The organism is Geomicrobium halophilum (assembly GCF_014207655.1).
Taxonomy (GTDB): Bacteria; Bacillota; Bacilli; order Bacillales; family Marinococcaceae; genus Geomicrobium; species Geomicrobium halophilum.
The window spans coordinates 34,511-47,759 of record NZ_JACHHJ010000005.1 but is presented as its reverse complement, the minus strand read 5'-3'; the positions used below and the strand labels follow the sequence as shown (position 1 = coordinate 47,759).

Here is a 13,249-nt window from a genome sequence, read left to right as displayed (position 1 = left end):
AAAAAGCACCAAGCGATGGTAGCAAGGCATTAAAAAGCACTATTGGTCATTACCAGGAAAAGCTCCCCGCCATGACAGCGAAAACACGAGGTGAACGCTCATTTACCTTTTTTTCATGCATATCAATCCCTCGCATTAGCCCAACACCCCCAAGCACAGCGAAGCATACAAACTAAGATGACGCTTCATCTAATATTTTTCGTATCCGCTGTGTCACCTCCAATTTAATTGATAATGATTATCAATGTCAATTGTTTATCTTTTCAATATCTATTTTTCCTTCCAAATGCCTATAATCCTGGGCCAAAACCCCTTCATCAGGAGTGTAATGGATATATGGAATGAGAACTGGTTACGAAAAGAGAAGCCCAACTTTGGTGGGAGGAGATTGGCGAACAGTGATGGGAGAGTTATTTGAGCGGCGTGACCACTGATATTTACGGTACCGTATTTTTCGGAGCGGCACCTCCCGCTTTTCGCTTTTCCGTTAAAAAGCTCCCGTCCTTTTTAGAGAGACGGGAGCTGCGCTTATATGCTTTCAGTTGACGTAAGCGATTTCTTTTTCTGCTGCCGGTTTTTTCTTTTTCCGGCCTTTGCCATAAGGAACGCACATAGGAGATCCAAATAAAGGGTCGTCGATGATTTTGCTTTCCATACCGAAAACGTATTTCACCATATCGGATGTGATGACGTCTTCAGGCCGACCTTCAGTATAAATGGTTTTATCTTTGACTGCTACGATTTTATGCGCGTAGCGGGCGGCCATATTCAAGTCATGAAGGACCATGACAACCGTACGCCCTTCAGTTTCATTAAGGTCAAAACATAAGTCTAAGATCTCGATCTGATGAGCCATATCCAGATAGGTGGTCGGTTCATCCAATAGCAGAATATCGGTATTCTGGGCCAATGTCATGGCAATCCATACACGCTGACGCTGACCTCCCGAAAGAGAATGGACGGTTCGATCAGCCAATTGTTCCGTCTGAGTTGCTTTAAGCGCCTGTTTCACGAATGCCTCATCTTGCTTACTCCATTGCTGCAACAGGCTTTGGTGAGGATACCTTCCTTGCTTCACCAGCTGCCATACCGTCAAGCCTTCAGGAGCTACCGGACCTTGGGGAAGGATCGCCAATTGCTTGGCAATGTCCTTCGTTGCCATCTCATTCATCGATTGATTTTCCAGCATGACCTCTCCGGCTTTTGGCTTTAATAACCGTGCCAGGGAACGAAGCAAAGTCGACTTTCCACACCCGTTCGCCCCAACAAAGACTGTAATTTCCCCTGTCGGCAGTGTAAGGTCAAGATCATCGATAACGACCGCGTCCTGGTATCCCAGCGTAAGATCATGCGCTTGCAAAAAAGTCATCTTCATCAAGCTCCTTTTTTATAAATGACGATTCCGGTAAAGCAAGTAGAGAAAGAATGGCGCGCCGATACCGGAAATTAGAACTCCTACCGGCAAGTCCAAAGGAAGAAACGCTGTACGGGCAATAACATCCGCCACCACTACCATCCACCCTCCAATTAAGGCAGACACAGGAACAAGAGCAGCGAATGAACGCCCAACGAAAAACCTTCCGATATGGGGAGCCATTAATCCGACAAATCCGACACCGCCAGCAAAAGCGACAGCCACACCTGCCAGCCCAACGCTGATCAAAATCATAAGAAATCGCTGCCACTGGATCTTTGCACCCAAACCGACGGCAATTCCATCTCCCAATTGCTGAACATGGATGGCGCGCATACATAAGAAAGCCAAAGGCATGAGCAAAAGTACCCACGGTGCCATCGCAGCCACATCTTCCCAGGTGGTTCCATAAACACTGCCGGTTAACCACGTGTATGCCTGGCTGGCTGTGCGAATAGGACTAAACACAATCATCATTGTGGTAAGCGCGTCCATCGCCGCAGCCATCCCGATGCCGATTAAGACAAGACGAATCGGGGTCACGCCTTTCTTCCATGCCAAAAGATAAATCAGGAGTGAAACCAACCCTGCCCCCATCATCGCTACCAACGGCAAAACACTGATAGAAATGATACCGGTGAATAAGGCAATAAACGCGACGGCGGCTACAGAAGCCCCACTGGTGATCCCAATAATATCTGGGGAAGCCAGGGGATTACGAACCATTTCCTGCAAAATCAATCCCGCGATGCCTAACGAGGCCCCGACCAACAGTGCAAGTACCATTCGGGGAAGACGAAGGACATCTATAATAAAGGCATCGGCCCCGCTTCCTGCTCCAAACAAGTGTTGAAGAACAGCAAATGGAGAAACCCAAGTACTCCCGATCGATAAACCGAGCACCATCGACAGGAAAAGAATAATGCAAAGAACAGCGATAACGGCTAGAGGCTTTTTTTCTACCCTAAACGAAGCAAAACGATTGCGAATGGTTATATACTTGCTCATTCTCCTCGAAACCCCTTTCTCGCAATATAAATAAAGAAAGGAGCGCCTATCAGTGCTGTCATTATCCCGATCGGCATTTCCTGGGGGCTGATAATGAACCGGGCGATGATGTCCGCCAATATCAGTAAGCCTGCTCCAAGAGAGACACAATAAGGAAGAAGCCAGTAATGATCATTTCCGACAAGTGTCCGCGCAATATGAGGGACAATTAACCCAATAAAACCAATCATTCCCCCGATCGCCACCGAACCGCCAGCCAGCAATACGGCAATGAGTACAAGGATAAGTTTAACCACCACTGTCTTCTGACCCAGACCTTTAGCAATGTCATCTCCGGATACAAGAATATTCACTGGCTTCGCTAATAAAAAAGAACAGAATAGCGCACCAATCATTAGAGGCAATACCGGCAACAGCACATCAATCGTACGGCCAGACACCGTTCCCGCCATCCACAATAGCATTTGATCCAGATTAGCTTCATTAACGACAAGCATTCCCTGGGTCAACGAAGTAAAAAGAGCCGTAACAGCCGTTCCTGCAAGGACCACCCGAATGGGTGAAAGGCCGTCTGCTCCCATCAATCCTAAAAAAAGAACGAGAGCAGCTGCAATTCCTGCCCCCCCAAAGGCAATCCATATAAGTGTCGGCAATGAAGAAAGCGACAAAAATACCACTGAAAAAACGACAAAAAACAATGCGCCGGCATTAATCCCGAAAATCCCGGGAGAAGCGAGTGGATTTCTTGTTAGAGACTGCAAAAGCCCACCGGAAACAGCAAGGCTGCTACCGATGAGAGCAGCCGTGACCGCCCGCGAAAACCGTTCATAGATGATAACATGATCTGCTGAATTTTCATCAAAGCGAAACATGGCATCGATCATCATGGTTCCCGGCACAGAAACCTGCCCCAAGCGCACGCTTAGAAAAAACGAGACGAGGAGAAGGCAGCAGCTGATGACGAGTCCAAGGGCTTTCCCTTGTGAAGATGAAAATAAATGTGTCACCCCTCTCCCCTCTTTCCGACAAAATTAAAATTCTGGTTTCCTATCCACCTGGTTACTCTCCAGGTTCCTCTGGCTCAAGGTCGAACACTTCATATAAATCATCGAGCATATGATTGGCAGCAATATAGCCCCCACCCATATTCCAGGTCACTTCATTGACCATGTACACTTCATCATTCTCAACGGCATCCAACTCATCCCATAATGGATGACTGGTCCAGTTTTCCATTGCTTCCTCGAGTTCATCCTCTTCTTGGTTGCCCTGCGTAAAGATAAAGAAGACCTCAGCATCCATTTCTGGAATGGACTCCCTATTGGTAAATGCTAAAAAATCTTCCTCATCATTAATCGCTTCCTGTTGAACATCCGTATGGGCAAATCCGGCTTCATCAAGGATACTTCCTGGAAATCCTCCCATGAACATACGAACCTCGTCCGAGCGAATGTTCAATACAGAAGTAGACAACGGCCATTCCTCACCGACTTCATCCTCAACTTGTGATTGAAAATCAGCAACCCTTTCATCCCAATCCTGGAGCAGCTGTTTTGCGGTATCCTCCTGATCAGTTGCTTCTCCCATAATATCAAGGGTGTGCTTAAAATCATTAATAGGATCAGTCATGACAGTGGGAGCAATTTCATCAAGCTGATCATAGACCTCTTCATGCCGTGATAAAGTACCAACTATGAGATCCGGTTCCAATGCTGCAATTTCTTCCAGATTCGGCTGAATTTCATCCCCGACAATCTCAACGTCTTCAAGATCATCTCGTAAGTATTCATACATCGGCTGCTCTAACCAGGATTCCACAGCTCCGACTGGCTCAATATCAAGCGCAGCAGCCGTATCAGTAGCCCCTTGATATAAAGTCACGATCCGCTCAGGCTCACCTTCTATTTCAGCAGTTCCCAAGGCATGTTCTACTTCGATAACATTATCCTCTTCGCCGGATTCGTTATTTTCCTGAGTTCCTTCTTCGTTAGCTGCTTCTTCCTCCCCACAGCCAGCAAGAATCATAAGTATAAACAAACCCGGAAATAGAAAAGTACGGTTGTTCCATTTATCAACTGCATAACGCATCGAATACCCCCTTTGTGAAAATGAGAATCATTATCATGATACGTGGAAATTATACCATCCATGCAGGGAAAGATCAAAATAAGGAATGTCAATTTAACCAAAACAGAGAATATTCAACAACTGGAGCCTATCGTTAGAGTTAGTATAAAAAGGGGACAAGCAAAAATGAGCGTCTTGTATATGAAGGGATATAAGAGGGAGCGTGTATCTACGAATGGGAAAAACAGTCCTTTCACATATCTCACCCTATCGAGAACAGATAAACCTATGACTTAATCTGAACCAATTCAAAAAGGACGTCTTCTTATTCGAGAAGAGCGTCCTTTAGCTTAATAACAATTGTGCTGATTGCCATGATTCATCACGGTTCTGATCCAGCTAAAAAGCTAGTTTCATACCTTATCTAGTCGTTTGCCCGTCTAAAACTAAGGGTCGCAAGCAGGATTAATAGCGTTGTAAATCCTAACAAAAAGATGATTTCACCCATCATGGTCACGGGTTGTCCAAAGAATGTAAGGTTCAGTCCCATTTCTTCTTGCACCATCGCACTCAAGTTCTCCACATCAATCATAATATGTTTCATGAGATCAACACCATAAGTAACAGGGTTGAGCGTCACAAGAAAATCAACCCAGCCCGGCATATTGTTCAAAGGAAACAAGGCACCGGACAAGAAAACCATCGGCATTACTAGAATGTTAACCACAAGCTGGAACCCTTGCATCGAATTCAGTAAACTCGCTACGAAAAGACCGAGTGAGGAAAATGCACAAGCGATCATAAACATAACTGGAAGTACTTGCAAAAATGATACAAAATCAATGGTAATACCTAGAAAAGGCATAAGCACAAACATCATGACCCCTTGTATAAACGCTACTGACGCTGAGCCAAGCATTTTACCAATGGCGATATTCACCCGGGAAACTGGTGAAACAAGAATTTCACGCATATAGCCAAAATCACGATCTTGAATCACTGAGAGGGAAGAAAAAACCGAAGTCATCAGCAACGTCATCGATACAATACCCGGAAAGATAAACTCTACATAATTAAAATCTTCTTCTGGACCTACCCCGGCAGCCACTAATGATTCCATTGACCCACCCATGCCTACGCCAAAAACGACCAAAAATAAAATCGGCATGGAAAAAGAGCCGATCATCCGTGCACGATCTCTAAAAAATTTAATAATATCGCGCTGCCAAATGGCGATAATACCTTCCACGATTCCATCCTCCTCAATCCCTGATTTCTCGTCCTGTAAACGATAGAAAGACGTCATTCAGCGTAGGCTTTCGAATATCCAACCCAGTAAGCGGGGTCTGAAGTGTTTTAATGAAATTCGATACAAACGCATCACTATTTTCTACTTTACAGTAAATCACGTCGTCCTTTAACGATACGTCGACGACATCGAAATTAGCCTTGATCTCTTGGATCGCGGCTTCATTATCCGTCGTTGTCATTTCAATAATATCGCCGCCGAGCTGCTGTTTTAATTTTTTCGGTTTGTCAATCGCGATAATGTCCCCGTGATCCATAATCGCCACACGGTCACTGATCTCAGCTTCATCCAAATAATGGGTTGTTAAAAACATCGTAATGTTCTCTTTTTCTTTTAGCCTTAAAATATATTCCCAGATGTGAGCCCTCGTTTGCGGATCAAGTCCAACGGATGGCTCATCGAGAAAGAGGACTTTCGGATAATGGAGCAGTCCGCGGGCAATTTCCAACCGCCGTTGCATACCACCGGAGAATTTCTCCACAAGACTATTGACGCTATCTTTAAGATCAACGATTTCCAGCACTTCATTAATCCGGGCTTTTCGTTTCAACCGTGGAACCCCGTAAAATTTACAATGAAGCATTAAATTTTCTTTTGCTGTTAATTTCTCATCTAGCGTGTTTTCCTGAAAAATAATACCTATGCTCTCGCGCACGCGGTTTCGGTGTTTTGTCACATCGTATCCATTAATGGTCACCTCACCGCTCGTTGGCTTAAGCATCGTGGATAATATGTTAATCGTCGTACTTTTCCCTGCTCCATTGGGACCAAGGAAGCCAAAAATTTCTCCTTCTTTAACATGAAAGTTGCTGTTGTTAACAGCCTGAAATGATTTATAGGATTTTTTTAAGTTTTGAACGTCTATCAAACCCGGCTCACTCCTTTTTAAACCTAGTACTATTTTAATATAGAGTCCCATTCTGTCAACGTATGTGTTTGCTCTAACCATAAAAAACGATAGGTCCTTGCCTCCAAAGACCTACCTTCTCTGAAACCAATCCGCCTTTTCATCCATATGAACAAACGGCAGATCCGTATCTACTTCACCTGTAATCCTGTCTTTGTCAACATCTTCTCCTTCAAGCCATTTCGTAAAATCAAATTCAATCGGGTCCTGATCCCCGCCTAAGCCGATCCAGGCTTTCATTTCCGAAGGAATGTATGCAGATGTATGAATGGTCCCTGCCCAGCTCTTATATTTTGTAGAAAAAATGTCATTATCCGTATCGTTGAGCAATCGAAAGGCGTCGTAAGCATTGCCGGCATCAGACGCCTCCATCAATGCCAAGCGGAGCATTGAATCATCAAGGTTAAATCGATTTTCCTGCTTCAATCTTTCAAAATGATTCGTACAAGCGGTCGCAGCACGTGCCTCAACACCCCGCGGGGAAGATTCAATGACCACCATCTCATCAACGGAATCATATACAGCGTAGCTAAAGGAGTGACGATGGGGAATTTCTCGCACCATCTCTACCGCTTCCGTTACATTTGCACACGACTCTAATATCAGTCGGCCAATCATACTGCAAATGAAACCATCCCCCGGCTTTCTACGATTGGTGAGGTTATAACCCATCACCAGCCCTTTTTCATTCATACCATCCATCCGTCCAGTGATCCGTTGACTCGGACCAATCATGGCATAACCTTGATCCGTGGGTTGGTACAAGAGGTACCGCCCATCGTAAGTCTTGGGATGATAATCATAATTACGGATAAAATAATTTTCTCCTGCAAGGATCGAACAACCGGAACGGTTAATATTCAAGCGATATCCCCCAAACTCTTGCAACACCCGTTCTATCGGCCATTCCAATGCATCCTGCAAGCCAAGCAGTTCATCCCAAACTCCAGGGGCAAAGGGCAGGATTGCCTGTTTTACTTCGGCTGCATCGATGATAAACCTCGGTTTTCGAACCTTCCATTGATTTTCCCTATTTTTTACCATAAGTGAATCTTTGAGTTTTTTTCCTTGCATATAGCCAAAATCATAATGATTTCCTCGAAACTGAATGATGTTACTATAGATGTGCTTCATTGAAATATGACCTTCTTTTTTCAGCTAGTTTGTTTCAAGGATAATGGATTGAATGTGAATAATAAAGAAATAAGTGCTTAGTACCCAGTTCCCTCAGCTTCTTCTGAAATCGTTACGTTTTCCAGAATGAAAAGACCGCTCGGCTGTTGAACAAAACCTTCAACGCTATCTGAAATACCAACCACATAATCCGTATGCAAGGTATAAATCATCGGTGCCTCATCAATCAGAATTTGTTCCACTTCTTCGTATAACTGAAGACGAGCCTCTTCGTCCATCTCTTGGCTGGCTTCGACTAACAGTTCATCGACTTCTTCGTTTTCATAACGAGTATGATTTCCCGGAGGGCCGATGTTATCCGAGTGAAAATTGGGCTGAAGCGCAAAATCCGCGTCACCCGTCTGGGCCGACCAGCCGAGAATATACATATCTCCCGCTTCGCCTTCCGTTACAGCATCAAGGTAAGCTCCCCATTCCATCTGCTCAATGGATACATCTACACCGAGTTGAGATAGTTCGTCTTGGACTAACTCAGCAATCTGCAGCCGCATCGGATTAGCATCGTTGGTCATAAGAGTAGCCGAAAAACCATCTCCATATCCTGCTTCACCCAACAACTCTTGCGCCTGTTCAGGATCATAAGGTAAAGGATCGACATTATCACTGGACCCGAACGTCATGTCAGGCAGCGGCCCATCGGCGACCGTGCCATAACCTTCATATAGACCTTCCACAATGACTTCTTTATCAAGGGCCATGGATAAAGCCCGCCTTACCTGAGGATCATCAAAGGGTTCATTCTCTGTATTGAATCCGATATAATCAAAACCAAAACCTTCCTCACTCACTAGGTGAGCCCCGTCTATGGCCTCCACTTGGGGGATATTTGCCGGCTCAACTTGTTGAACAAAATGTGCTTCTCCGTTTTCTAGCATCCCAATCCGTGTGCCTTGTTCAGGGACAACGCTAAAGGTGAGTGAGTCGAGATTCGCAGGATCTCCCCAATAATCTGTATTGTTATTGAGCACGACTTCATTGCCTTGTTCCCAGCTCTCAAATTCAAAAGGGCCTGTCCCTACAGGATTAGTATCTAGACTTTGTTCCCCTTCGGCATCCGCTTCAATCGCTGCCGGACTTAAAATACCAGCCGAAACATGAGCCATATGAGCAGGTAAGGGAGCATACGGGTCACTCGTTGTGATTTCCACAGTATATTCACCAACAGCTTCTACATCCTCTACTAGTTCAAAAAGCAAGGCACGCGGGGAGGCCATTTCAGGATCCAGAAGACGATCAAAAGTCGCCACGACAGCATATGCGTTGAAAGGTTCTCCATCATGGAACGTCACATTCTCTTCAAGATTAAACTCCCACGTATGTTCATCTAATTGCTCATAACTTTCCGCCAGCCGCGGCTGAATCTCTGTATTCTCATCGTAATACAGTAATGACTCATATACATTATCCGCGATAATATTGGAAGGTAGATCAGTGGAGGCTTGCGGATCAAGCGTAACCGCATCCGAAGGCATAGCAAAAATCATATTGCCCCCATCAACAGAGTCAGAGGCTTCTTCCTCCCCTGCCGCATCTTCTGTTCCATCCGTATCTGTACTAACATCATCGTCATCCGTACATGCCGTTGCCCCAAGAAACAAGCTAGCCCCTATGATCGGCAGTAACTTTTTCATATGTACCCACCTCATTAAAAATCTTTGATATTGTTAATATACTAATATATCCGTTAAATTTTAGCAACATTATAATTATTATGAAGGATGTCCCCCGATCCTATTAGAAAACTTGGCTTTATGGTGAAAGTCTGAGTTGCACTCATGCAGATAAGAAAGTTGATTTATACTTCTTACCTGCCTATAAAGGACAGCTCAAAAGCCATTCCATGACATGCTGCTGTCCTTTTCACGCGCGAACCAACTTTCCACTTACTCAAAGCTCCCCTCAATTTTCTGAATCTGTCTTCTGACTTCTTTTATACGATTGAGCTTTTCTTCCTTTTCTTCCTCTGCTTCACCTTCCATATCCGTGGTGATTAAAGCTGTCAGCTCTAGTTGGAGCTGTCGAAGCTCATTTTCCCTCCCCTGATCTTCAGCATTTAATTTAGGTTGTTCCTGATACTCCTGATATTCAGTGTAATTTCCTTGATAATCTTCTACGTCGACTCCGTCCAAACGCCAAATACGATTTGCCATATTTTCGAGTAAATAGCGATCATGGGAGACGAGAACAAACGCACCGCTGTAGCTTTCCAAAACTGCTTCCATCACTTCTCGTGTATCAATATCAAGGAAATTCGTCGGTTCATCGAGGACGAGCAAGTTTGCTTCACTTAAATACAGTTTTAAAAACGCGATCCGACATTTCTCCCCCATACTCAAATCGCCAATCTTTTTATAAACCGCATCTTTCGAAAAAAGAAAACTTCCGAGAAGCGTTCGAATCTCTGATTGAACGACATCTGGAATGGATAAAAAATAATCAAGAATGGTTTGCTCTTCTTGTAAATGATCCAGTTCCTGTGCGAAATACCCAACCTTTGTTTGCGGATTCATTTTGACTGCCCCTGAAGACGGCGAAAGCGATCCGATCATAAGTTTTAAAAGTGTGGTTTTTCCAGATCCATTGGGGCCAATCACCGCGATTCGGTCTCCACGATTGACAGTTACATTTAATTCCTCGAACAAATGGAAATGAGGATAGGAAAAAGAAACATCCTCTAACCGTAATAACGTCCTCGCGGAAAACGAATGCGGGCCTAATTGCATATTCATCCGTTGAGCTTTCTGCGGTTTTTGAACCTGATCATTTTCCAGGCGTTCAAGTTCCCTTTCCTTTGCTTTAAAACGAGAGACATTTTTCTTAGCTTTTGCTCTCGCAAAATCATTTTTCCCCGCTGATTGATGCGCCTGTTGGTACCATTCCTGATAATTGCGAATGGTTTCCAACAAATCCTGACGTTTCTGTTCCTGTTTGCGGTACAATGTTTCCTGTGTCTGCCATTCAAGATCTTTCTGTTTTTTATATTCTGTGTAACCTCCGGTATAGCGTTTGCAGCCATCTGTGCCCAACTCTAAGATGGCATCTGCAGTACGGTCTAAAAAATAACGATCATGGGAAACAAATAACACCGCTCCCTCATAACGCTGCAGCCACTCTTCCAGCCACTCAATGGTTTCTTGATCCAAGTGATTCGTAGGTTCATCCATCATCAAGCATGCTGGATGGTGGATAAGAATTCTTGCTAACTGGGTTCGTGTTTTTTGCCCTCCACTCAATTGATCGACTGGACTGTCCCAAATATCGGGAGAAAGTGTAACTTCTTGCAAACATTTTTCAACATCAGTTTCTAGTTGATAACCATCGGCTTGTAGAAACCGATCATGTAGCTCGCTATATTCTTCCATCACTGCTTCATCCATTGCTTGCTCAGGATCAGCCATGCGAAGCTCTATCTTTTTAAGTTCCTTCTTTAACGTAGAACGTTCAACTGCTCCTGTCTCCACAAACTCCCGTACAGTTAATTTTGATTCCAATTCTTGATCCAATATTACCCATTGAGACAAAGGAACCAATCGATGGATGTTCCCTTCATCAAAGGCGATCCTTCCTAATAAGCCATTCAATAACGTTGTTTTTCCAGTCCCATTTTTCCCAAAAAGAGCCACATGCTCACCTTGCTTTAACTCAAGGTCAACATCTCGAAACAAAACATTCCCGTTCCACTCTTTTGCTAGATTCGTCGCCTGAAAAATAAACATCTTCATACCCCATCCCTCCAGTACCATTAAAAAAAGTCCCGAGCTGTGCCCGCGACGGAATACGAGGATATGGATATAGGTGTCCACATTCTATATCCAAAAAAGCACACACGTATCCCGTTCGTTAAAAATATGGGATAAACACGCGTGATTACTTCATTGGATAAATGTGAACCTCCTGACCTTTTTAATTACTTACAGCGTAAACGATCCACCCGCTGACGTCAATCAGCTGGGTTCTCTACATACCCCATAAACAGTGGCGTCTTCGTTTCATTTTCCATAAGCAGCAAAAAGAACGGACGGTCAAACGTCATCGAAGTCGAGCTCGATACAGAAGTAACCCCGACACCTGTGGCAGCTGCCGCTTCTGTCCCTTCCTCAGTCACTTCCATTTTCGTCATTTGCTGAACTCCACTTATGAAGAAACCACCCCCACCTTCTGCAAATAAATGCGGAAACTCCGCTGCTTCCGAATCAAACGCTTCGATCATGCTCATTTCTTGTAAAATTGGATGAAGAACATTGTCTTCTTCAATTTCAAAAGATGGAAAATTTACTTGAACCTCTTGCTCATCCAGCTCTTCCAACCACTCCGGATCTTGCCACGAGTTCAACACATCGCCAGGATCTGCATCTTCATCTGGCAAAGCTGCGATCATAGAAAAATCTTCATTTTCACCATAGGGAAGCTCAACAGCTTCATAGCCATCAAAGGTCCCGTAAGCATAATCCTCGGTTTCTGTCATCATATTAACCGTTTCCTCCTCTCCGGAAGCGGTCGTAAACGTTTCTTCATACGTGGCTTCTTCATCAAATGGCAGCGTCCAATCACCTTGAAAATATAGTGCATTCACCAACATCATCACCATATCAGGGTCCAGACCATCAACGAGATCATCAATCATGCCATTCGTCTCGTCGCTCACCCAATCGTTCATTGTGTCTTCAGTGGCTGGATCCGAAAAATCAACCTCATGAAAAGAAGCATCATAGTATTCCTCCATCACTTGATGAAAATCTTCGTCAACAGCTCGGCCCTCCTCTGCCCAAATGGAGTTTGCAAGTTCAAACGTTACATCCTCAGAAGAAGTCATTTCAGCGAGCATAACCTGCATCGTTTCATTTAATTCCCCCATCTCATTCTCTGTAACCCCAAGCGTTTCAGCCATTTCCGCATGTGTATCTCCATCGGCGCCATTCAACGTCATGGCAAGCGCCATATAAGCACTAACCGGGGAAAGAAGCGTATTGCGATCCTCCTCCCAAGCTTTTTGGAAAAGCTCCACCCCAAACGAACGCTGAGCATCAAGCACATCCGCTGAAGGTTCAGCATCCTCAGGAACGTCCACTGCAGCGTCACCGTTATCTCCCTCACCGGTTCCGCACCCAGAAAGCCCGAGCGCAAGAACCGAGGGCACTAAAATTTTGTACCACCTATGCACCATGACCACCTCCTTTTACCCTCTTAGACGTGGGGCCAAAAGAAAGGTTACACCGTACTTCTTGTGGTTCGCCGAATCTTCTCCTGCTTGCGCCGAATCTTCTCCTGCTTGCGCCGAATCTTCTCCTGCTTGCGCCGAATCTTCTCCTGCTTGCGCCGAATCTTCTCCTGCTTGCGCCGAATCTTCCTC

10 protein-coding genes are annotated in these 13,249 nt (G+C 44.7%); all 10 read right to left on the bottom strand.

Annotated elements, in window-relative coordinates; translation table 11 throughout:
• Positions 1 to 538: 538 nt before the first annotated feature.
• The 10 genes from HNR44_RS14935 to HNR44_RS14890 all read right to left on the bottom strand — a co-directional run bounded on the left by HNR44_RS14935 (position 539) and on the right by HNR44_RS14890 (position 13,063).
• Positions 539 to 1,369, bottom strand: a complete 831-nt coding sequence (locus HNR44_RS14935; protein ID WP_184405139.1) for an ABC transporter ATP-binding protein — start codon at positions 1,367 to 1,369, stop codon at positions 539 to 541.
• Between the two features lie 18 nt (positions 1,370 to 1,387).
• A complete protein-coding gene (locus HNR44_RS14930) occupies positions 1,388 to 2,422 on the bottom strand; it encodes a FecCD family ABC transporter permease (RefSeq protein ID WP_184405138.1) in 1,035 nt (344 codons plus the stop codon).
• Positions 2,419 to 3,429 carry an iron chelate uptake ABC transporter family permease subunit gene (locus HNR44_RS14925; protein WP_184405137.1) on the bottom strand — a complete coding sequence of 337 codons (1,011 nt, stop codon included), beginning with the start codon at positions 3,427 to 3,429 and terminating at the stop codon, positions 2,419 to 2,421. Before HNR44_RS14925 ends, HNR44_RS14930 begins: the two co-directional genes overlap by 4 nt.
• A gap of 52 nt (positions 3,430 to 3,481) precedes the next feature.
• On the bottom strand, positions 3,482 to 4,510 hold the full coding sequence (locus HNR44_RS14920; RefSeq protein WP_184405135.1) for an ABC transporter substrate-binding protein: 1,029 nt from the start codon (positions 4,508 to 4,510) through the stop codon (positions 3,482 to 3,484).
• Between the two features lie 403 nt (positions 4,511 to 4,913).
• On the bottom strand, positions 4,914 to 5,738 hold the full coding sequence (locus HNR44_RS14915; RefSeq protein WP_184405134.1) for an ABC transporter permease: 825 nt from the start codon (positions 5,736 to 5,738) through the stop codon (positions 4,914 to 4,916).
• Positions 5,739 to 5,751: 13 nt separating this feature from the next.
• Entirely contained in the window at positions 5,752 to 6,666 is a 915-nt protein-coding gene (locus tag HNR44_RS14910; RefSeq protein WP_246407533.1) for an ATP-binding cassette domain-containing protein, read from the bottom strand.
• A 111-nt stretch (positions 6,667 to 6,777) separates the two neighbouring features.
• Positions 6,778 to 7,839 carry a C45 family autoproteolytic acyltransferase/hydrolase gene (locus HNR44_RS14905; protein ID WP_184405133.1) on the bottom strand — a complete coding sequence of 354 codons (1,062 nt, stop codon included), beginning with the start codon at positions 7,837 to 7,839 and terminating at the stop codon, positions 6,778 to 6,780.
• 77 nt (positions 7,840 to 7,916) lie between these two features.
• Complete coding sequence (locus HNR44_RS14900) at positions 7,917 to 9,530, bottom strand: glutathione ABC transporter substrate-binding protein (RefSeq protein ID WP_184405132.1); 1,614 nt, start codon at positions 9,528 to 9,530, stop codon at positions 7,917 to 7,919.
• 252 nt (positions 9,531 to 9,782) lie between these two features.
• On the bottom strand, positions 9,783 to 11,621 hold the full coding sequence (gene abc-f, locus HNR44_RS14895; protein ID WP_246407530.1) for a ribosomal protection-like ABC-F family protein: 1,839 nt from the start codon (positions 11,619 to 11,621) through the stop codon (positions 9,783 to 9,785).
• A gap of 218 nt (positions 11,622 to 11,839) precedes the next feature.
• Positions 11,840 to 13,063, bottom strand: a complete 1,224-nt coding sequence (locus HNR44_RS14890) for a serpin family protein (RefSeq protein ID WP_184405131.1) — start codon at positions 13,061 to 13,063, stop codon at positions 11,840 to 11,842.
• Positions 13,064 to 13,249: the final 186 nt, after the last annotated feature.